Here is a 22224-nt window from a genome sequence, read left to right as displayed (position 1 = left end):
ACACTATGTCTGCCATTTATAAGCAAGCTCATCGCCCGATTCATGAACGTGTCAGCGATCTGCTTTCGCGTATGACTGCCGAAGAAAAATTCGCCCAAATGCACGCGTATTGGCTGATTTTATCCAGCGACGGCCATCACCGTGAACGGACCGATTTAAGCGATGAGTTTGCTGGCGTAACCGAGCAAGCAGCACTTGGCGAGCGTCTGAAACTGGGCGTCGGGCAAATTACCCGCCCGTTAGGCACCCACATTGTCGATGCTAAAGAGGGTGTCCGTGCGGCTAATCGCTTGCAGAAAACCCTGATTGAAGAGACTCGGCTGGGCATTCCGGCCCTGTTTCACGAAGAGTGTTTAGTCGGGGTGCTGTGCAAAGATGCCACGCTGTTCCCGTCATCACTCAACTACGGCTCCACCTGGGATGTTGATCTTATCGAACGTGCGGCGGCAGCGATTGGCGAAGAAGCCCGCTCGACCGGTTGCCATCAGGGACTTGCGCCAGTGCTGGATGTGTCACGCGATGTGCGCTGGGGGCGCACCGAAGAGACATTCGGTGAAGATCCGTGGCTGGTGGGCATGATGGCCACACACTATGTCAAAGGCTTACAGGGCAAAAATCGCGACTTGTTGGCAACGCTAAAACATTACGTCGGCCATTCATTTAGCGAAGGCGCGCGCAACCATGCCCCTGTCCATCTTGGTTTTTGCGAATTAAACGATACCTTCCTGCTGCCGTTCGAAATGGCGGTAAAACTGGCAAATGCGGGCTCGGTGATGCCTGCTTATCACGATATTGATAACCAGCCTGGCCACTCCGATGAATTCTTACTGACCACCGTGTTGCGTGAACAATGGGGCTTTGATGGGCTGATTGTTGCTGATTACGGCGGCGTGAGTTTGCTGCATCAGCATCACGGTATTTCGCACGATGCGGCAGAATCTGCGGCGCTGGCATTTAATGCCGGGCTGGATGTGGAACTACCAAAAGATGACTGCGCGCGCCATCTGGCCCAAGCCGTTGAGCGTGGTTTAATCACCATGGAAAAAGTGGATGAGATTGTCGCTCGCGTGTTGAAAGAGAAATTCCGCCTCGGGTTATTTGAACAGCCTTATCGCGATGAAAGCGGCGTCGTATTGCAAAGTGAATCGACAAAAAATATCGCTCGGGAAGTCGCCACACGCTCCATCACCATGCTAGAAAACGACGGAACGTTACCGCTGAAAGGGCAGCCGCGCGTGGCGGTTATTGGGCCAACGGCCGACGACCCGCTGGCTTTGCTCAGTGGTTATAGCTTCCCGGTGCATTTGATCATCAGCGATATGCTGGAGCAAACTTCACAAGTCGTCACCCCACTGCAAGCACTGCGCGAACAACTGGGTAGCGACAACATCCGTTATGCCAAAGGTTGCCATATTATCGAAAAACGTATGGCTGGCGCGCCTGTTTTCCCCGGTGATAGCGGCGGCAAACCGATGCAGTCTTCTCCGGTTTCAAACGACATTTCATTGATTCCTGATGCGGTGAAAGTCGCCCAACAAAGCGATGTTGTGGTGCTGTGTGTCGGGGATTTATCCGGCTTATTCCAGAGCGGTACAGTGGGCGAAGGTTCAGATACCGACAGCCTGATGTTGCCGGGTGTACAGCAGCAATTGCTGGACCAACTGATTGCCACCGGCAAACCGGTGGTCGTAGTGATGACCGGCGGGCGTCCTTACAATTTAGGCGGCCAGGAAGACAATGTTGCGGCATTACTGATGGCCTGGGCGCCAGGGCAAGAAGGTGGGTACGCCATTGCTGACGTGCTAACAGGGCGCGCAGAACCCGGCGGGCGGCTGGTAGTTTCCATCCCTAAAAGTGCGGGCGCGATGCCGTATTACTACAACCACAAACTCAAAAGCGGCGGCACGCCGTTTGCCTTCCACTTCGGTTCCCGTTATCCGTTTGGTTTTGGTAAAACCTGGACTGAGTTCGACTACAGCCCGCTGCAATTTTCCCGTCACGAGGTGCCGAATGATAATGGTGTGGTGAATGTCAGCGTGACCGTCAGCAACCGTGGGGTGGTGGCAGGCAGCGAAGTGGTGCAGCTTTATGTGCACGATAAAGTGGCGTCGATGGTGCGGCCGGTACAGGAGCTTAAAGCTTTCCAGCGAGTACATCTTGAGCCAGGGGCCAGTGCCAGTCTCACTTTTGATATTCCCACCGATATGCTGAATTTCACCCGTCGCAATGGCGAACGCGTGGTGGAGCCTGGCGAGTTTGAGATTCGTGTTGGCGCATCAAGTGGCGATATTAAAAGCTCGGGAATTGTGCGGGTCACCGGTGACACCCGGGTCATCAACGGGAAGTGGCGAATGGTAAGTCATTGCGAGGTAGAGCATTTTTTCGCGTAAAGATCCTTTTTTCCGAACGAAGCGCGTAAGATTGATGCTTATCCTTGCTGTCGGGATGGCAGCGATAAATTTCTAAGGCTGTTGTCATGAGTGTAAGCACTTCAGAAAGCCATGCTCCTTTTGGCGCGTTATTAGGCCATGCCCCTGGCGGTGTGGCCATTTACTCCTCAAATTACGATTCGCTTGACCCCAACGCCTGGCCGGATGACACGTGGTTCAGACATTATCTGGACCACGAATACATGGGCTATAAGTGGCAGTGTGTCGAGTTCGTGCGCCGCTTTCTTTATATCAATCACGGGATAGTTTTCACCGATGTCAGCATGGCATATGAAATCTTCTCGTTGCGCTATCTGCGCCAGGTCGTCAATGACAATATTCTTCCCCTTCAGGCGTTTGCCAATGGCTGTGAGCGCGCACCAGTCGCCGGTTCATTGCTGGTCTGGCAACAAGGGGGCGAGTTTGACCACACCGGACATGTGGCAGTGATTACTCAGGTTCTGGCCGATAAAGTCAGGATCGCTGAGCAAAACGTCATCCATCATCCACTGCCAGTCGGCCAGCAATGGACCCGTGAACTGGTTTTGGTCAATCAGGATGGGAAATACTTCATTCAGGACACCTTCGATGATACGGAGATCTTAGGCTGGATGATTCAGACGGCGGAGAGTCAATACAGCCTGCCGCAACCGGAAATTCCGGCCCAGTGCCTGGCGATTCATTGTCAGCAAGTCGATGATAAAGGGCAGTTTGCCAGTCACTGGCTGGATGAGCAGGACCCGGTCGAGTTGGCCTATGTTCAGGCCAAAGAAGGGCACATTGTTAATGCCAATCCGTATCGTTACTTTACGCTGTCCCACAGTGCGGAACAGGAACTCATTCGCGCCACCAATGAGCTGCATCTCATGTATCTGCATGCCACCGACAAGGTGCTGAAAGATAATGATCTGTTGGCGTTGTTCGATATTCCGGAAGTGTTATGGCCGCGCCTGAGACTCTCCTGGCAGAATCGTCGCCATCATATGGTGACGGGGCGTCTTGACTTCTGCATGGATGAACGCGGATTAAAAGTGTACGAATACAATGCGGATTCGGCCTCATGCCATACCGAGGCCGGTTTGATTCTGGCGAAATGGGCGCAGCAAGCGGGTGTGACAGAAGGTAGCGATCCTGGTGAGCGTTTGTTTAATGCGCTAACCAATACCTGGAAACATAGCTATGCGCGTCCGTTTGTCCATATCCTGCAAGATAACGACGCGGAAGAGAATTACCATGCGCAGTTTGTTCAACGCTCTCTGGCGAAGGCGGGGTTTGAAAGTAAAATTCTGCATGGCCTGGATCAGCTGCAATGGGATACCACCGGGCAATTGGTTGACGGCGAGCATCGCCAGATTAACTGCGTGTGGAAGACGTGGGCATGGGAAACTGCACTCGACCAGTTGCGCGCTGAGAGTGAAGCCGCCTACGCCGGGCTGCCGATTCGTACCGGGCATTCTCAAGATAGCGTCAGGTTGATTGATGTCTTGTTGCGCCCGGAAGTGATGGTTTTTGAACCGCTATGGACCATTATTCCCAGCAACAAAGCGATACTGCCGGTGCTTTGGTCTTTGTTCCCGAACCACCGCTACCTGCTGAATGCGGATTTCGAAGTCAATAAAGCGCTTGAGCAAAGCGGTTATGCCGTCAAACCGATCGCCGGACGTTGCGGCAATAATATCGGGCTGATTAGTCACCAGGAGCAAGTGCTGGATGAAACCAGCGGCAACTTCTCCGGGCAGAAAAATATCTACCAACAACTCTGGTGCTTGCCTAAAGTGGCTGGTCGTTATGTGCAGTTATGCACGTTTACAACTGGCGGGCATTACGGTGGGGTGTGCGTCCGTTCTGAGAACAGTCTTGTGATAAAAAAAGAGAGCGATATCGATCCGCTGCGCATTCTTGGCGATGAGCACTTTGTTAAATAACACGCAAAAAAAAGCCCATCGTTGAGATGGGCAAAGACTACACACAGCAATTCGTTGTTTCACTCAGGGGATTTCCATGCTTATAAATCAATGCGTTGATTCATAGCCGTGAAGTAATAGTAGGTATATCCCCTGGGAGCGTCACTCGGATTCCTCTCAATAGTTAATGGATAGTTAACGATTAAGATCACATTTCTCGAATCGAAACTCTGTGCGGAAGATAAAAGCGGAGGGATAGATAAGCATTGCTAACCTTTACGCTTGTGTTACTCCCCGATTGAGGGAGCAACACAAGTTTCAATGACGGTTATTCTCGTTCTTCCAGAACTTCAACCACTTCATTGGGGTCGTCTTGCGGGGCTGGTGCTTCATGAATCCACACCGAAATCAGGCGATATGAAACCGCCAGCAGAACCGGCCCGATAAACAAGCCAATCATGCCAAAGGCAATCAAACCGCCAATGACGCCAGAAAGGATCAGGATCATCGGCAAGTCAGCACCCATACGAATCAGCACCGGACGAATAAAGTTATCCATCGTGCCGACCACGCAACTCCACACCAGCAGCACGGTGCCCCAGGTGTTATCACCCGTCCAGTACAGCCAGGCAATGGATGGAATCAGCACCAGCAACGGGCCGATTTGCACCAGGCAACACATCAGCATCACCACGGTTAACAGTGTGGCGTTGGGGATACCGGCAATCGCCAGACCCACGCCGCCCAATATCGACTGAACCAGTGCTGTGACCACCACGCCCAACGCCACTGCGCGAATCGCTTGCCCGGCCAGTAACACGGCGGCATCGCCGCGTTTGCCTGCCAGACGGAACGCAAAATGGCGAATCCCATTGCCCAGCGTTTCACCTTTTGCATACAGCAACACGCTGAACAACAGCATCAGGCCGCAGTGCATCAGGAAGCTGCCAACGTGAATCGCTTGTCCAAGGAACCAGGTCGTGGTGCTGCCAATATAAGGGCGAATTTTTGCCATAATGGCGCTGCCGCCGCTGTCTACCAGCGTATTCCAGCCAGAGTAAAGGCTGTCACCGATCAGCGGAATGCTATGGAGCCAATCAAATTTCGGCAATTCCATATTGCCTTTGGTAGCCCACTCAATAACCGGGCCGCTGTTATCCACCAGGCTATTAACCAGCAGCGCCACCGGAATAACAAACAGCATCAGTAGCAGAAGCGTCATCACCAGTACGGCTAGCGAACGCTTTCCCCACAACAAATGTTGCACTCTGATCATCAACGGCCAGGTCGCAAGAACGATTGTCCCCGCCCAGGCGAAGCCGAGCACAAACGGACGGACAATCCAGATACAGGCGATCATCATCACCGAAATAAACAACACCGACAGCAAGATCTGCAGCAGATCCTTTGGCTGACTGACTTTAACCATAGATAAAATCACCTTAATAACCGATCGCGGGCAAAGTGCCTGCGTTAAAACCGCAAAGCGGTAACGATAATGATGATGTATTTACAGGATTTTTAACAGGAACAAAACAGTCAGGCATGTCCTAAAAAAATGTGTTAAAAAATGGGGACCCCTGATTCTTCAAGCTGTGGATGCGTTAACCGCGTTCATCACTTCGCCTGCAACTCGAATTAATTAGGGTATTAGGATGAATATTAGAATTAATATACGCAAACGATAACTTACAACTCATATGGGTCGACCCAGCAATGATCCCACAAATTTCTCAGGCACCAGGCGTTGTTCAATTGGTGCTCAATTTTTTGCAGGCACTGGAACAACAAGGCTTTACCGGCGATACCGCAACCAGCTACGCTGACCGGCTCACGATGGCAACCGATAACAGTATTTATCAGTTGCTACCGGATGCGGTTTTATTCCCCCGTTCTACGGCTGACGTTGCATTATTGACCCGGCTTGCCTCAGAAGAACGCTTCAAATCCCTGGTCTTTACACCGCGAGGCGGCGGCACTGGCACCAACGGCCAGTCCCTCAATAAAGGCATCGTCGTCGACATGTCGCGCTACATGAATCGCATCATTGAAATCAACCCTGAACAAGGTTGGGTGCGTGTCGAAGCGGGCGTGATAAAAGACCAGCTAAACCAATATCTCAAACCTTACGGTTACTTCTTCGCTCCGGAACTGTCTACCAGCAACCGCGCCACACTTGGCGGGATGATCAATACCGACGCCTCGGGGCAAGGCTCGCTGGTCTACGGGAAAACGTCCGATCACGTGATGGGAGTGCGCGCTGTTTTGCTCAGTGGCGATATTCTTGATACCCACCCGATGTCGACCGCACTTGCGCAAGACCTTGGCCGTGACGACAGCCCGACCGGCAAGATTTATCGCACGGTGCTTGAGCGTTGCCGTGAACAACGCCAGCTGATTATCGACAAATTCCCGAAACTCAACCGTTTCCTGACGGGCTACGATCTACGCCACGTTTTTAACGACGATCTTTCGCAGTTCGACCTGACGCGCATTCTTTGCGGCTCCGAAGGTACGCTGGCGTTTATCACCGAGGCGAAGCTGGACATTACGCCGCTGCCAAAAGTGCGTCGTCTGGTGAACATCAAATATGATTCATTCGATTCCGCGCTGCGCAATGCACCGTTTATGGTGGAAGCACGCGCGCTTTCCGTCGAAACCATCGATTCAAAAGTCCTCAATCTGGCGCGGGAAGATATCGTCTGGCATTCAGTGAATGAATTGATCACCGATGTACCGGGCAAAGAGATGCTCGGCCTGAATATCGTGGAATTTGCTGGCGACGATCTGGAATTAATCGAAGGCCAGGTTGCTGCGCTGTGTGAGCGTCTTGACAGCTTAATTGCCGAAGGTGAGGGGGGCGTTATCGGCTGGCAGGTTTGTACTGAACTGGCTGGTATTGAACGCATCTATAACATGCGTAAAAAAGCCGTCGGCCTGCTGGGGAATGCCAAAGGGCAGGCCAAGCCGATTCCCTTTGCGGAAGATACTTGCGTACCACCGCAGCATTTGGCCGATTACATCACTGAATTCCGCGCATTACTTGATAGCCACCACCTGAGTTACGGTATGTTCGGCCACGTTGATGCTGGCGTTTTGCATGTGCGTCCGGCCCTGGATATGACCGATCCGCATCAGGAAGTGCTGATGAAGCGCATTTCCGACGATGTCGTGGCACTCACCGCCAAATACGGCGGTTTGTTGTGGGGTGAACACGGTAAAGGTTTCCGCGCTGAATACAGCCCGGCGTTCTTTGGCGAAACGTTGTATGAAGAATTACGCCGCATCAAAGCGGTTTTTGACCCGGATAACCGCCTGAATCCAGGTAAAATCTGCCCGCCGTTAGGTGTCGATGACCCGATGATGCAGGTCGATGCGGTAAAACGCGGGACTTTCGATCGGCAAATCCCGATTGCGGTGCGCTCCTCATGGCGTGGCGCGATGGAGTGTAATGGCAACGGTTTGTGCTTTAACTTTGATGTGAATAGCCCAATGTGCCCGTCGATGAAAATCACCAGCAATCGCATTCATTCGCCAAAAGGGCGCGCAACGTTGACGCGCGAATGGCTGCGTTTGTTAGCCGATCGTGGCGTCGACCCGGATGCGTTAGAAAAACAGATGCCGGAAAAACGTGCCAGCCTGCGCACGCTAATCGAGCGCTCGCGTAACTCCTGGCATGCCCGCAAAGGCGAGTACGATTTTTCTCATGAAGTGAAAGAGGCGATGTCCGGTTGCCTGGCGTGTAAAGCGTGTTCTACGCAGTGTCCAATTAAAATCGACGTGCCGGAATTCCGTTCGCGTTTCTTGCAGCTTTATCACACCCGTTACTTGCGCCCAATGCGCGACCATCTGGTGGCGACCGTCGAAAGCTACGCACCACTGATGGCGCGAGCGCCTAAAACCTTCAACTTCTTTATGAGCCAACCGTGGGTGCGCAATCTGTCGGCCAAACACATTGGCATGATTGATTTACCGATGCTCTCCACGCCAACGCTGCAGCAGGAATTGGTCGGGCATGCGTCTGCGAACACCACGCTTGAACAGCTCGAAAGCTACAGCGCACAACAGCGAGCCAAAACGGTGCTGGTGGTTCAGGATCCGTTCACCAGTTATTACGATGCGCAAGTGGTGGCGGATTTTGTGCGTCTGGTGACTAAATTAGGCTACAACCCGGTGGTGCTGCCATTCTCTCCAAATGGTAAAGCGCAGCATATTAAAGGCTTCCTGCAAAAATTTGCCCGCACCGCGCGTAAGACTTCGGAGTTCCTGAACCGCATTGCGAAGTTGGGAATGCCGATGGTTGGCGTCGACCCGGCGCTGGTGCTTTGCTATCGCGACGAATATAAACAAACGCTGGGTGATGAACGTGGTGATTTCCAGGTGCAACTGGTTCACGAATGGCTGCCAGCGGTGCTTGATAACCGCGAAACCACGGCGGTGAGCGGCGAGTCGTGGTATTTGTTCGGCCACTGTACCGAAGTGACGGCACTGCCGACTTCGCCAAACCAGTGGGCGGCTATTTTTGCGCGTCTGGGGGCGAAACTTGAAAATGTCAGCGTCGGTTGTTGTGGCATGGCGGGAACCTACGGGCATGAAGTGAAAAACCATGCCAACTCACTGGGGATTTACGAACTTTCGTGGCATCAGGCAATGCAGCGCCTGCCGCGTCAACGCTGCCTGGCGACCGGCTATTCGTGCCGCAGCCAGGTCAAACGTGTGGAAGGCAATGGTGTTCGCCATCCGCTACAAGCATTACTGGAGATTCTGGGATGATCTGGCGACGTGAAGTGAATCTTGAAGCGCTCAATAAAATGGGCGCTGACAATATGGTGCAGCATGTGGGCATCGTTTTTACCCGCATTGGCGAGAACGAACTGGAGGCCATCATGCCAGTTGACCATCGCACCCGCCAACCGTTTGGTTTGTTACATGGTGGCGCTTCGGTGGTGCTCGCAGAAACGCTCGGCTCGGTGGCAGGATATTTATGCACCGAAGGGGAGCAAAATATTGTTGGGTTAGAAGTTAACGCTAACCATTTGCGCTCAGCACGTGTTGGCATTGTGCGCGGTGTCTGCAAAGCGGTTCATGTTGGGCGTCGCCATCAGGTTTGGCAAATTGAAATCAGCGATGAGCAAGAACGGCTTTGTTGCACTGCCAGATTAACAACTGCTGTGGTCTGATTAATACCAATAATAATGACGGCGAGATATTATCTCGCCGTTTTTTATTTACATTTTGAAATCAATATCGGTGTTTCCTTATTTATTAGGTGATCAACTTCACCTTTCCTCATTAGTTGCCGAAATTTGTTATTCCCTTTTCCAGATTATTGTCAGCATGAAGAAAATTCTTCAGGAGGCGCAATGGAAAAGGAACGCATTATTCAGGAATTTGTTCCTGGAAAACAGGTCACACTGGCGCATCTAATTGCCCACCCCGGTGAAGAACTGGCAAAGAAAATAGGCGTTCCTGGCGCTGAAGCCATTGGCATCATGACCCTTACTCCAGGGGAAACCGCGATGATCGCAGGCGACCTTGCGACGAAAGCTGCAAGTGTACAAATTGGTTTTCTCGACAGATTCAGCGGTGCGCTGGTTGTTTATGGATCAGTAGGTTCGGTAGAAGAAGCGCTACAACAAACCATTGCCGGCCTCAGTAACATCCTCAGCTATACCGTCTGTACGCTGACACGGAGTTAGCCCTATGAAACGCATCGTGTTTGTCGGCGCTGTGGGGGCAGGGAAAACAACGTTGTTTAATGCGTTGCAGGGGAATTATTCGCAGGCGAGGAAAACCCAGGCCGTTGAGTTTAGCGATACCGGAAATATTGATACGCCAGGGGAATTTTTTAGCCACCCCCGTTTGTACGCGGCGTTAATTAATACCCTGACTGATGCCGAATTACTGATATATGTCCACGCCGCAAATGATTCCCAGTGCCGTATTCCTGCGGGATTATTGGATATTTATCCACATCTAAAACGTGTTGCGGTAATAAGCCAAATTGATCTACCCGATGCAAATATTGCGCAAACCGAGGAGCTGTTAATTAATTCAGGTTTTGCGCCACCGATATTTGCGCTGAACAGCCTTGATGCTTCAAGCGTCAGGCAACTTGAGAATTATCTGACTGAAGCATGTGGCCAGGAGGAACCTGTTCAATGAAAAAGCTCATTACGGCGAATGATATTCGTGACGCTCATCACCAAGGCCTGAAGACGATTGCTTATGTCCTCAAAGAATCCATCGTCACCCCTGAAGCGCGTGTGGTTGCTGAGCAATTAGAGATTGCGTTAGTGGAAGACGCGGTTGCTCCGGCACCAGCAGCGGATAGCCCACCACAGCGCTCAGAACGCCAGCGTATTCGTGAAGAAATCATTGCTCAGCTACCGGAAGGCCAGTTCACCGAAAGCCTGGTGGCGCAGCTGATTGCGAAAGTTGAACAAGAGCAGAAAACCCGTTCTGGCATCGGTATGCAGCCAGGTTTTCACTCCATCACCGGCAAAGGCGGCATCAAAGTCATTGACGGCAGTTCGGTGAAATTTGGCCGCTTTGATGGCGCGCAGGAACCGTGTGTCGGGTTAACCGACCTGGTCACCGGTGCCGATGGCAGCAGCATGGCGGCAGGGTTCATGCAGTGGGAAAACGGCTTTTTCCCGTGGACGCTGAATTACGACGAAATCGATATGGTGCTGGAAGGGGAGTTACATATTCGCCACGAAGGGGAAACGCTGATTGGCAAGGCCGGGGATGTGATGTTTATCCCGAAAGGCTCCAGTATTGAATTTGGCACCCCCAGCCACGTTCGTTTTCTGTATGTTGCCTGGCCTGCCAACTGGCAGGAATGCTAAGGCGGGGCGCATATGAGCACCTTCATCACCGAAGATTGGCTACGGGCAAACCACACGCTCAGCGAAGGCAGCGAAATCCGTCTGCCGGTTGACAGCCGCATGACGCCCTCGGCCCGCGAACTGATTGACGCTCGCCATCTGCTGGTGAAATTCCAGGATGACGAGGGTCGCCTGTTTGTTGAAGAGCAAGAACAATTGCAGCCGGTACATGGTTTGACGAGTGAACCCGCCGCACAGGTTGCACATTGTGAGTTGTGCAAGCAACACGTGCAGGAAAAGCCTGACACGTTAACCCACCTGAATGCGCAAGTGATGGTGGCGAAAAATGATCCTCGTCTGGCGTTTCGTGCCAGCCTGGACAGCTCGATTGCTACAGCGGTATGGCTGCAAACAGAGTTCGATAAATCTGCCGCACTGTGGCTTGCGGATATCCGTTCTTTGCTGGGCAATATCATGCGTGCCGATGCACTGGAAATAGCGCTACCCGAGCAGCAAATCGTCGGCTTATCGGCGGATGATTTACACCGTTTATCGCACCAACCACTGAAATACCTTGGGCACGATCATCTGGTTCCCGACGCGGCTCATGGGCGCGATGTGGCACTGCTTAATCTGTTACGCACAAGTATTCGTGAAAGCGAAATCTGTGCAGCGCAGGTGTTTATCGGCGTGGATTACCACGTGCAAAAAGCCGATTTATTGCAGGCGCTTAATCGCCTCTCCAGCGCGGTTTATGTGTTGATGATCTTGTGTCTGAAAAAAGAGTGGCCGGATGCGAAAACACTGCAACGACGTTTAGCCGGAGGCACTCATGCTGCTTGAACGTTGTCGTCGCCAGGCACAAAACCAGCCTAAGCGCGTGGTTTTCCCGGATGCACAAGATGCCCGGGTTATCGAAGCGGCGCACTACTTACAGCATTACGGCCTGGCGCAACCTATTTTACTGGCGAATCCGTTTGCCTTGCGCCATTTCGCTCTGACCGCGGGGTTACCGCTTGACGGGCTACAGATTATTGACCCGGCGATGTCACAGGCCTGGCTGACGCAGTTTCAACAGCAGCTTACGCAGCGTCTCGGCGACAAAACGCCAGATGACGCAGCCGTGCGCTTACGTGACCCGCTGTGGTTTGCGGCGGCGATGGTTCAGGCCGGTAAAGCGGATCTGTGTATCGCCGGGAATATTTCATCGACTGCCGCGGTTTTGCGGGCGGGGCTGAAAGTCATCGGCCTGCAGGCGGGTGTGAAAACGCTGTCATCGCTGTTTCTGATGTTGCCGCCGGAAGGTGAGCGGATGCTGGGTTTTGCAGATTGCAGCGTGGTGCCACAACCCACGGCGGCACAGCTTGCTGATATTGCTATCAGCAGTGCGCAAAGCTGGGAAGCCATTACCGGGCAAACTGCTCGAGTCGCTATGTTGTCGTTTTCGACCAATGGTAGCGCCAGACACCCGTGTGTCGCGACGGTACAGCAGGCGACGGACATGGTGCGTGAACGAGCTCCGGATTTGTGTGTGGACGGTGAACTGCAATTTGACGCGGCATTTGTTCCCCAGGTCGCGGCACAAAAAGCGCCAGAAAGTGAGCTGGCAGGGCAGGCCAACGTATTGGTTTTCCCGTCGCTTGAGGCGGGCAACATCGGCTACAAGATTGCCCAACGCTTAGGAGGGTTCCGCGCGCTAGGTCCATTGATTCAAGGGCTAAATGCACCCCTTCACGATCTTTCTCGTGGTTGCAGTTCGCGGGAAATTGTTGAATTGGTGTTGGTCGCTCAAACCACCCTCACCCCAACCCTCTCCCTCAGGGAGAGGGAGGAAACGGCCTGATCCCCTCTCCTGGGGGAGAGGGTTAGGGTGAGGGCGAACATGAAGGCGAGCAGTGAAACGAAACAAAACAAGACTTTTAACCGAGTGAGAGGAAATAAATCATGGAAGCACTAGGACTGATCGAAACCAGAGGTTTGGTTGCTGTGATTGAAGCATCGGACGCAATGGTCAAAGCGGCTCGCGTCAAACTGGTAGGTGTAAAACAAATCGGCGGTGGGCTGGTAACAGCCATGGTTCGTGGTGATGTGGCGGCCTGTAAAGCCGCGACAGATGCCGGGGCTGCCGCCGCTCAGCGTATTGGTGAACTGGTCTCCGTTCACGTCATTCCACGCCCACATGGTGATTTGGAAGAAGTTTTCCCAATTGGCCTGGGTAGCGACAAAACGATCGACTGATCGTCGGTGACGTCATCCCCGGACGTCACCCTTCTTTAATCTAATTATCTGGCAGCCTCAGGGCGGCACGGGATAGTTGTACCTGAATGTTGTCCGGAGGCGAGCATGAAGCTAGCTATGGTCGTAGGTCAAATCGTTTGCACAGTCCGCCATAGCGAGCTGGCACACGACAAATTACTGATGGTGGAGATGATTAATCGCCAGGGTGAACCGAGCGGCGAATGTGCAATAGCCACTGACAGCATTGGTGCCGGAAACGGTGATTGGGTGTTATTGGTGGGCGGCAGCTCCGCCCGCCGGGCACACCACAGTGAAGCCTCTCCCGTCGACATGTGCGTGATAGGCATTGTCGATGAAGTGGTCATGGATAGAGAAATCATCTTCCATAAATAGTGAGGGTTGAACGACATGGACAGGCAGCAAATTGAACAGGTGGTAAAGGCGGTACTCGCAGGCATGGCGGTGAACACCACAGCAGAATCCACTGCGAAACCCTGCGGTGCGGGTGTTTTTGTCTCACTTGACGACGCGGTTCAGGCGGCTAATGTCGCCCAAAAATCTTTGACCAGCGTAGCGATGCGTCAAAAAGCCGTTGCGGCCATCCGCCTTGCGGGTGAACAACATGCACAACCGCTTGCGGAAATGGCGGTAGCGGAAACCGGAATGGGGCGTGTCGCCGATAAATGCGCCAAGAATATTGCTCAGGCGCGTGGCACACCTGGTGTTGAATGCCTGACTCCGCAAGTGCTGACGGGTGATAACGGCCTGACGCTTATCGAAAATGCGCCGTGGGGGGTTGTCGCCTCGGTGACTCCGTCAACCAACCCTGCCGCCACCATCATTAATAATGCGATCAGCATGATTTCAGCCGGCAATAGCGTGGTGTTTGCTCCACATCCGGCGGCCAAAAAAGTCTCACAGCAAACCATCACCTGGCTTAACGAAGCGATTGTCGCGGCAGGTGGCCCGGCGAATTTACTGGTGACCGTGGTTAATCCTGATATTGAAACCGCGCAACGCTTATTCAAATTCCCTGGCATCGGTTTGCTGGTGGTTACGGGCGGCGAAGCGGTGGTAGAAGCTGCGCGCAAACACACCAATAAACGCCTGATTGCTGCCGGTGCTGGCAACCCGCCAGTGGTGGTGGACGAAACTGCCGACATTTCTCGTGCGGCAAAATCCATCGTGCAGGGCGCATCGTTTGATAACAACATCATCTGCGCAGATGAAAAAGTGCTGATTGTGGTGGCAAGCGTGGCAGATGCGCTGCTCGAAGAAATGCAGCGCCATCACGCCGTGTTACTCAGCAATGCGCAGGCAGAACAACTTCAGCCAGTGTTGCTTAAAAATGTCGATGAGCACGGAAAAGGGCAAGTCAGCCGCGATTGGGTCGGGCGTGATGCGGCGAAAATTGCCGCGGCCATCGGCCTTAACGTGGCACCTGAAACATGCTTGCTGCTGGTCGAAACCACGGCGCGCCATCCGTTTGCCGTCACCGAAATGATGATGCCAGTGCTGCCGATGATTCGCGTGGCAAACGTCAGCGAAGCCATTGCTTTGGCGGTGAAACTGGAAGGCGGTTGCCACCACACCGCCGCGATGCACTCACGCAATATCGAAAATATGAACGCGATGGCCAATGCCATCGACACCAGTATTTTCGTTAAAAATGGCCCTTGCATTGCCGGGCTGGGGCTGGGCGGTGAAGGCTGGACCTCGATGACCATCACCACGCCAACCGGCGAAGGCGTGACGTCGGCCAGAACCTTTGTGCGCCTGCGTCGCTGTGTACTGGTCGATGCTTTCCGCATCGTATAAGGAGCTTGTCATGTCACGTACCGAACAGACCTGGCTCAACGACCGTTTAAGTCATGCTGCTTTGCTGTGCAACGGGCAACCCGATGCTGCGCAACAACCGCTGTGGCTGGGTATCGATCTGGGCACTTGCGATGTGGTGTCACTGGTTGTGGATAGTGACTGCCAGCCAGTTGCGGTCTGCCTGGACTGGGCCGATGTGGTGCGTGACGGCATCGTGTGGGATTTCTTTGGTGCGGTGCAAATCGTGCGCCGTCACCTCGACACGCTGGAACAACAGTTGGGATTTCGTTTTACCCATGCTGCGACCTCATTTCCACCAGGCACCGATCCGCGCATTTCCGTCAATGTGCTGGAATCCGCCGGGCTGGAAGTCAGCCGTGTGCTGGATGAACCGACAGCCGTCGCCGATATGCTGCAACTCGACAAAGCCGCCGTGGTGGATATTGGCGGTGGCACCACGGGCATTGCGGTGGTGGCGCAAGGGCAAGTGATTTACTCCGGCGACGAAGCGACCGGTGGGCACCACATTTCCCTGACGCTGGCCGGTAATCGGCGCATCGCGCTGGAAGAAGCGGAACAGATGAAGCGCGGCAGCGATGCGACTCTCTGGCCGGTGGTTCGCCCGGTATACGAAAAAATGGCCGATATCGTGGCGCGCCACATTGAAGGTTACGACATTGAACACCTCTGGCTGGCGGGCGGTTCCTGTATGCAGCCCGGTGTGGAAGGGTTGTTCCAACAGTCTTTCCCTGGTGTCACGGTGCGGCTACCGCCACATTCAATATTCATGACCCCACTCGCCATCGCGGTTTGTGGCATGACAGAAGTGGAGGGTGCTCATGCGCAGTGAAGAAATGCAGTCCGCGCTGTATCAGGCGCTGGACATGATGAATGCCCGCAACGTGCGCGAGTTTTCTGTTCCCCCCGCCACGTTTATGGGGCCGGGTGCGGTGGCTCGTTGTGGCGAAGCATTACGCGAGCGTGGCATTAACCGCCCTTTGTTGATGGTCGATGGCATGTTGCATGGTGCCGGAATGACCGAAGTGCTGGAGCGCAATCTCAGGCACAGCGGCATTGATTACGAAGTCTGGCCTTGCCCGCCGGGTGAACCTGTCGACCGCGACATTGGTGCCGCCGTTGAGCAAATCGCCCGTTGCCAGTGCGATGGCATTATCGCCCTCGGTGGCGGCTCCGTTCTGGATGCCGCCAAAGTGGTCGCGGTGATTGCCACCAATCCTGACTTAGCCCTCGACAATCTTGTGGCAGGAACGCGTCTGAATCGCCGCTTGCCGTTTATTGCTATCCCGACGACTTCAGGTACCGGTTCGGAAGCCACTAATGTCGCGGTGATTATTGCGGCACAAACGCACCGTAAACAGGTGCTGGTTCACGCCATGCTGATACCCGACCTGGCGATTATTGATGCCTGCCTGACGTTAGGTGTCCCGGCTCATATCACCGCCGCCACCGGAATCGACGCATTAACGCACGCGATTGAAGCCTACGTGGCAAGCAATGGCACACCGCTCACTCGAGGACTTGCTTATCGCGCCATTAGTAGCATCGGCCAGGCTTTACCGCTGGCGGTTGGGCAAGGGCATGATTTAGCCGCACGTGAAGCGATGATGCTGGCCTCTTACATGGCGGGCATGGCGTTTTCCAACGCGGGACTAGGTTTATGCCACGCCAGTGCGCATCAGATTGGCGCGGCGTATGGCATCCCCCATGGCAAAGCTAACGCCATCATGTTGCCCGCCGTGATGAAATTTAACCAACTGGTATGCAAAAGCACCTACGGAGAAATTGGCCACGCGCTGACAGGGAAATCTTGCGCGGCCAGCGAGACTATCGCCTGCGTTGAACACCTCATTAACGAACTAGGACTTGGATGCGGATTACGTGCAGCAGGAGGCTGCGAAACTGACTTTGCCAACTTCGCTCGTGCGGCATTGAGCGACATCTGTATTACCACCAATCCACGCACTGTGACGGAAGCCCAGATTATTGAGCTGTATCAGGACGCCTGAACGGACATGACACCCGCCTGCCAGCAGGCGATGAAGGAGAAGGGATATGGGAATTAACGACATTATCATGTACATCATGATGATTTTTATGCTAATTGCCGCCGTTGACCGGGTATTCACCCAGTTTGGCGGTTCAGAAAAAATCCTCGGTTTTATTGGGCTAGGCAAACTCGGGAAAAGTATTTCCGGTTCCGGTGGCCAGTTCGAAGAAGGTTTTATGGCAATGGGTGCGCTGGGGCTGGCAATGGTCGGGATGACAGCGCTGGCACCGGTTCTGGCTTACTTGCTTGGCCCGGTGATTATCCCGGTCTATGAAATGCTTGGCGCCAACCCGTCGATGTTTGCCGGAACCTTGCTGGCTTGCGATATGGGTGGTTTCTTCCTTGCTAAAGAACTTGCTGGTGGGGATGTCGCCGCCTGGATGTATTCGGGGCTTATTCTAGGCTCAATGATGGGGCCAACCATTGTGTTCTCGATTCCGGTGGCGTTGGGCATTATCGAGCCTTCCGACCGGCGTTATCTCGCATTGGGCGTGCTGGCAGGGATTGTCACTATTCCTATCGGTTGTATTGCCGGTGGGCTGGTGGCGATGTATTCCGGTGTTGAAGTGAACGGGCAACCGATTGAATTCACCATGAGCTTGATTCTACTCAATATGATCCCGGTGATAATCGTCGCAGTGCTGGTGGCGCTGGGGCTGAAGTTCATCCCGGAAAAAATGATCAACGGTTTCCAGATTTTCGCCAAAATTCTGGTCGCCCTTATCACCATTGGCCTGGCGGCCGCAGTGGTGAAATTCCTTGTCGGCTGGACCATCATTCCAGGGCTTGATCCTATCTTCATGAGCGAGGGTGACAAACCTGGCGAAGTGATGCGCGCCATCGAAGTGATTGGCTCGATCTCTTGCGTGTTGCTGGGCGCTTACCCGATGGTTCTGCTGCTGACTCGTTGGTTTGAAAAACCGCTGATGAGTGTCGGCAATCTGCTGAAAATCAATAATATTGCGGCGGGCGGCATGGTGGCGACACTGGCCAATAACATCCCTATGTACGGCATGATGAAGAACATGGATGCGCGCGGCAAAGTCATCAACTGCGCGTTTGCGGTGTCGGCGGCTTTCGCGCTCGGTGACCATCTGGGCTTCGCGGCAGCCAACATGGCACCGATGATCTTCCCAATGATCGTCGGCAAATTGGTGGGTGGCGTGACGGCGATTGGCGTTGCCATGATGCTGGTACCGAAAGAAGAAAATACTCCGGCTGCGGTGGAATCAGCGGAGGCGCAATCGTGAAAATCCGCGAACTCCTGAGCGTTGGCATTGATGTTGGTACCACCACTACGCAGGTGATTTTCTCCTGCCTGGCGTTGGTCAACCGGGCTGCGATTTCGCAGGTGCCACGCTATGAGTTCGTGAAACGTGAAATCACCTGGCAAAGCCCGGTGTTTTTCACCCCGGTTGATGTCGATGGGCATCTGCGCGAAGCCGAGCTGTTAACGCTTATCCTCGCGCAGTATCAGGCCGCAGGTATTGCACCTGAAGCGATTGATTCCGGCGCCATTATTATTACCGGCGAAACCGCCAAAACCCGTAATGCACGGCCTGCCGTGCTTGCGCTCGCACAACAGCTTGGCGATTTTGTCGTCGCTACCGCAGGTCCGCATCTTGAGTCGGTGATTGCCGGTTACGGTTCTGGTGCGCAGGCACTCTCACAACGCCAGCTAAACCGGGTGATGAATATCGACATCGGTGGTGGCACCGCCAACTACGTGCTGTTCGAAGGTGGCAAGGTGGTGGCGTCAGCCTGCCTGAATGTCGGCGGGCGGCTGTTTGAAACCGATACCCACGGCAACGTCACTTTTATCCATCAGCCAGGCAAGTGGATTGCTGACGAGCTATTCGGCGAAGGCCAACACTCGCTGACAACCGCACAGCTTGAAGCCGTTGCCGACCGCATGGCGCAACTGCTTTTTGAAGTGATAACCGGCGATATTTCACCGCTGGCGCAGCGTTTATTAATGACCGATACGCTGTCTGGCGGGAAAGCTGCGGACGTGATTACGCTGTCTGGCGGAGTGGGGGAATGCTATCGCCAGCCGCCAGCCAACCCCTTTGAATTCGGTGATATTGGGCCGCTGCTGGCACAGGCGATTCATCGCCACAGCGGGTTTTCCACACTCCCGGTGCAAGTTCCTGAGCAAACCGTGCGAGCCACCGTCATTGGTGCCGGTGCGCATACGCTTTCGCTTTCCGGAAGCACCATCTGGCTTGATGAGCTGACCCTACCGCTGCGCAACATTCCGGTTGTTCATCCTATCGGCCACGACGACCTGGCTTTGAGCTGGCAACAGGCTTTGGCGCTGATGGATCTCAACGCGACACAAGACTGTTACGCCCTGGCGGTGCCGTCTGAATTACCAACCTGTTATGCAACCGTACAGCAAGTGATTGATGCACTGAATATTTTCAACCAGCGTTTTCCCTGTTCACAGCCGCTGATTGTGGTAGCGGAGCAGGATCTGGGCAAAGCGTTGGGAATGCTGCTTTATCCGCAAATGAAGCAGCGCAAAGTTGCGGTGATCGACGAAGTGGTCACCCGTACTGGCGATTATATCGATATTGGTTTGCCACTGTTTGACGGGGCTGTCGTTCCGGTAACCATTAAATCGCTCGCCTTTCCTTCCTGAGGGATCGACACAATGAAATTAAAAACCACGTTGTTTGGGCAAGTTTATCAGTTCAAGGATGTTAAAGAAGTGCTGGCGAAAGCCAACGAACTGCGTTCCGGTGATGTGCTGGCAGGCGTTGCCGCACAGAGTTCGCAGGAGCGTGTGGCGGCAAAACAGGTGTTGTCTGAGATGACGGTGGCGGATATCCGCATGAACCCGGTTATCGCTTACGAAGACGACTGCGTGACGCGCATTATTCAGGATGACATCAACGAAACTTCCTATGCCCGGATTAAAAACTGGAGCATTAGCGAGCTGCGTGAATACATCCTTAGCGATGAAACCAGCGTTGATGACATTGCGTTCTTGCGCAAAGGCATCAGTTCTGAAGTGGTGGCAGCGGTGGCAAAAATCTGCTCGAACGCAGATTTAGTCTATGGCGGCAAAAAAATGCCGGTCATCAAAAAAGCCAACACTACCATTGGCTTACCCGGTACGTTCAGCGCACGCCTGCAACCGAACGATACCCGCGATGATGTGCGCAGCATTGAGGCACAAATTTACGAAGGGCTGTGTTTCGGTGTGGGCGATGCGGTTATTGGCGTTAACCCGGTGACGGATGATGTTGGCAACTTAACCCGCGTGCTCGACACCATTTACAGCGTTATCGACAAGTACTCCATTCCGACCCAAGGCTGCGTACTGGCGCACGTCACCACACAAATTGAGGCGATTAAACGCGGCGCACCTGGCGGGCTTATCTTCCAGAGTATTTGTGGCAGCGAGAAGGGGCTGAAGGAATTTGGCGTCGAGCTTGCCATGCTGGACGAAGCGCGCGCGGTAGGTGCGGAGTTCAACCGTATTGCCGGAGAAAACTGCCTGTACTTCGAAACCGGGCAGGGGTCGGCATTGTCTGCCGGAGCCAACTTTGGTGCAGACCAGGTGACGATGGAAGCGCGAAATTACGGTCTGGCGCGCCATTACGATCCGTTTATCGTCAACACCGTTGTCGGCTTTATTGGGCCGGAATATCTCTATAACGACAGGCAGATTATCCGCGCCGGTCTGGAAGACCACTTTATGGGCAAGCTCAGCGGCATCTCAATGGGCTGTGACTGCTGCTACACCAACCACGCGGATGCGGACCAAAACCTCAATGAAAACCTGATGATCTTGCTGGCGACCGCCGGGTGTAACTACATCATGGGCATGCCGCTTGGTGATGACATCATGCTGAATTATCAAACTACGGCCTTCCACGATACCGCCACTGTGCGTCAGTTGTTGAACCTGCGGCCTTCGCCGGAGTTTGAGGCATGGCTGGAAACCATGGGGTTGATGGCAAATGGCCGTTTAACTTCACGGGCGGGCGACCCGTCGTTGTTCTTCTGAAATCATCAGGGAAATCATCATGGATCAAAAACAGATTGAAGAAATTGTACGCAGCATTCTGGCAAATATGGATACACCGGAAAATGCAGTACCGCCTGTGCAGGCCGCTTCCCCAACCACGCCTGCCGCAACGACTACGGCTGAAGAAAGCTGTAGCGTCGATTTAGGTTCTGTTGAGGCGAAAATGTGGATTGGTGTGCAGAACCCGCATCGCGCAGATGTGCTGGAAGAATTGCGCCATAGCACGGTTGCCCGTGTGTGTACGGGGCGTGCTGGCCCGCGTCCGCGTACTCAGGCGTTGCTACGTTTCCTGGCCGACCATTCCCGTTCCAAGGATACCGTTCTCAAAGAAGTGCCAGCCGAATGGGTGCAGCAACAGGGTTTGCTGGAGCTGCAATCAGAAATCAGCGACAAAAACCTATACCTGACCCGCCCGGATTTAGGTCGCCGTCTGAGTGCTAATGCTATCGAATTGCTGCGCACCAGCTGTAAGCAAAACCCGGATGTTCAGGTGGTTATCTCCGACGGGCTTTCAACCGACGCGATAACCGCCAACTACGGCGAGATTTTACCGCCACTGCTACAGGGGCTGGAACAGTCTGGTCTGCATGTCGGCACGCCTTTCTTCGTGCGTTACGGGCGCGTGAAGATAGAAGACCAAATCGGCGAGCTGTTAGGTGCGAAAGTGGTGATTTTACTGGTCGGCGAACGACCAGGGCTTGGGCAATCTGAAAGCTTGTCTTGCTACGCCGTGTATTCACCAAAAACAGCCACCACGGTTGAAGCCGACCGTACCTGCATTTCCAACATTCACCGGGGTGGTACACCGCCAGTAGAAGCGGCTGCCGTCATTGTCGAACTTGCAAAACGTATGCTGGCGCAGAAAGCGTCGGGCATCAACCTGACTCGTTAAAGGGAG

19 protein-coding genes and 1 other RNA gene are annotated in these 22224 nt (G+C 53.8%); 18 read left to right on the top strand and 2 right to left on the bottom strand.

Features of this window, described 5'->3' with window-relative positions; genetic code table 11:
- The first annotated feature begins 5 nt into the window (after positions 1-5).
- Positions 6-2390, top strand: coding sequence for a glycoside hydrolase family 3 N-terminal domain-containing protein (locus tag EC843_RS22740; RefSeq protein ID WP_133523100.1), 2385 nt, complete (start codon positions 6-8; stop codon positions 2388-2390).
- 86 nt (positions 2391-2476) lie between these two features.
- Positions 2477-4354 (top strand): bifunctional glutathionylspermidine amidase/synthase, encoded by a 1878-nt coding sequence (gss, locus tag EC843_RS22735; protein WP_133523099.1) that lies wholly within the window; start codon positions 2477-2479, stop codon positions 4352-4354.
- A 3-nt stretch (positions 4355-4357) separates the two neighbouring features.
- Here the strand turns inward: gss and rprA are convergent.
- An RNA gene (gene rprA / locus EC843_RS22730) (antisense sRNA RprA) lies at positions 4358-4464 on the bottom strand.
- A 197-nt stretch (positions 4465-4661) separates the two neighbouring features.
- A complete protein-coding gene (gene ydiK / locus EC843_RS22725; RefSeq protein WP_064547487.1) occupies positions 4662-5762 on the bottom strand; it encodes an AI-2E family transporter YdiK in 1101 nt (366 codons plus the stop codon).
- Between the two features lie 287 nt (positions 5763-6049).
- Between ydiK and EC843_RS22720 the strand changes: the two genes are divergently transcribed.
- The 16 genes from EC843_RS22720 to eutC all read left to right on the top strand — a co-directional run bounded on the left by EC843_RS22720 (position 6050) and on the right by eutC (position 22218).
- Positions 6050-9106: an FAD-binding and (Fe-S)-binding domain-containing protein gene (locus EC843_RS22720; protein ID WP_133523098.1), complete on the top strand. Its 3057-nt coding sequence runs from the start codon at positions 6050-6052 to the stop codon at positions 9104-9106.
- The gene (gene menI / locus EC843_RS22715) at positions 9103-9513 is read left to right on the top strand and encodes a 1,4-dihydroxy-2-naphthoyl-CoA hydrolase (protein WP_064547483.1); all 411 of its coding nucleotides are present in this window, start codon (positions 9103-9105) and stop codon (positions 9511-9513) included. Before EC843_RS22720 ends, menI begins: the two co-directional genes overlap by 4 nt.
- Positions 9514-9696: 183 nt before the next feature.
- Positions 9697-10032 (top strand): ethanolamine utilization microcompartment protein EutS, encoded by a 336-nt coding sequence (gene eutS / locus EC843_RS22710; RefSeq protein WP_064547481.1) that lies wholly within the window; start codon positions 9697-9699, stop codon positions 10030-10032.
- Positions 10033-10036: 4 nt separating this feature from the next.
- Complete coding sequence (eutP, locus tag EC843_RS22705; RefSeq protein ID WP_064547479.1) at positions 10037-10498, top strand: EutP/PduV family microcompartment system protein; 462 nt, start codon at positions 10037-10039, stop codon at positions 10496-10498.
- A complete protein-coding gene (gene eutQ, locus EC843_RS22700) occupies positions 10495-11184 on the top strand; it encodes an ethanolamine utilization acetate kinase EutQ (protein WP_133523097.1) in 690 nt (229 codons plus the stop codon). Before eutP ends, eutQ begins: the two co-directional genes overlap by 4 nt.
- A 12-nt stretch (positions 11185-11196) precedes the next feature.
- On the top strand, positions 11197-12006 hold the full coding sequence (gene eutT / locus EC843_RS22695) for an ethanolamine utilization cob(I)yrinic acid a,c-diamide adenosyltransferase EutT (RefSeq protein WP_133523096.1): 810 nt from the start codon (positions 11197-11199) through the stop codon (positions 12004-12006).
- The gene (pta, locus tag EC843_RS22690) at positions 11996-13006 is read left to right on the top strand and encodes a phosphate acetyltransferase (protein WP_133523095.1); all 1011 of its coding nucleotides are present in this window, start codon (positions 11996-11998) and stop codon (positions 13004-13006) included. The genes eutT and pta overlap by 11 nt, the downstream gene beginning before the upstream one ends.
- A 101-nt stretch (positions 13007-13107) precedes the next feature.
- Entirely contained in the window at positions 13108-13401 is a 294-nt protein-coding gene (eutM, locus tag EC843_RS22685) for an ethanolamine utilization microcompartment protein EutM (RefSeq protein WP_034455942.1), read from the top strand.
- A gap of 105 nt (positions 13402-13506) precedes the next feature.
- Positions 13507-13794, top strand: coding sequence for an ethanolamine utilization microcompartment protein EutN (gene eutN / locus EC843_RS22680; protein ID WP_064547470.1), 288 nt, complete (start codon positions 13507-13509; stop codon positions 13792-13794).
- A 15-nt stretch (positions 13795-13809) separates the two neighbouring features.
- Positions 13810-15219 (top strand): aldehyde dehydrogenase family protein, encoded by a 1410-nt coding sequence (locus EC843_RS22675; RefSeq protein WP_133523094.1) that lies wholly within the window; start codon positions 13810-13812, stop codon positions 15217-15219.
- Between the two features lie 10 nt (positions 15220-15229).
- Complete coding sequence (gene eutJ, locus EC843_RS22670; protein WP_121815517.1) at positions 15230-16069, top strand: ethanolamine utilization protein EutJ; 840 nt, start codon at positions 15230-15232, stop codon at positions 16067-16069.
- On the top strand, positions 16059-17246 hold the full coding sequence (locus EC843_RS22665; protein WP_064547464.1) for an iron-containing alcohol dehydrogenase: 1188 nt from the start codon (positions 16059-16061) through the stop codon (positions 17244-17246). Before eutJ ends, EC843_RS22665 begins: the two co-directional genes overlap by 11 nt.
- 46 nt (positions 17247-17292) lie before the next feature.
- The gene (gene eutH, locus EC843_RS22660) at positions 17293-18537 is read left to right on the top strand and encodes an ethanolamine utilization protein EutH (RefSeq protein WP_064547462.1); all 1245 of its coding nucleotides are present in this window, start codon (positions 17293-17295) and stop codon (positions 18535-18537) included.
- Positions 18534-19931: an ethanolamine ammonia-lyase reactivating factor EutA gene (eutA, locus tag EC843_RS22655; protein ID WP_121815518.1), complete on the top strand. Its 1398-nt coding sequence runs from the start codon at positions 18534-18536 to the stop codon at positions 19929-19931. The genes eutH and eutA overlap by 4 nt, the downstream gene beginning before the upstream one ends.
- 12 nt (positions 19932-19943) lie before the next feature.
- The gene (locus EC843_RS22650; protein WP_064547459.1) at positions 19944-21305 is read left to right on the top strand and encodes an ethanolamine ammonia-lyase subunit EutB; all 1362 of its coding nucleotides are present in this window, start codon (positions 19944-19946) and stop codon (positions 21303-21305) included.
- Positions 21306-21324: 19 nt separating this feature from the next.
- On the top strand, positions 21325-22218 hold the full coding sequence (gene eutC, locus EC843_RS22645) for an ethanolamine ammonia-lyase subunit EutC (protein WP_064547457.1): 894 nt from the start codon (positions 21325-21327) through the stop codon (positions 22216-22218).
- The last annotated feature ends 6 nt before the right edge of the window (positions 22219-22224 follow it).

The organism is Buttiauxella sp. JUb87, assembly GCF_004361975.1.
Lineage (GTDB): Bacteria > Pseudomonadota > Gammaproteobacteria > Enterobacterales > Enterobacteriaceae > Buttiauxella > Buttiauxella ferragutiae.
This window is presented reverse-complemented; position numbering and strand designations above follow the sequence as displayed.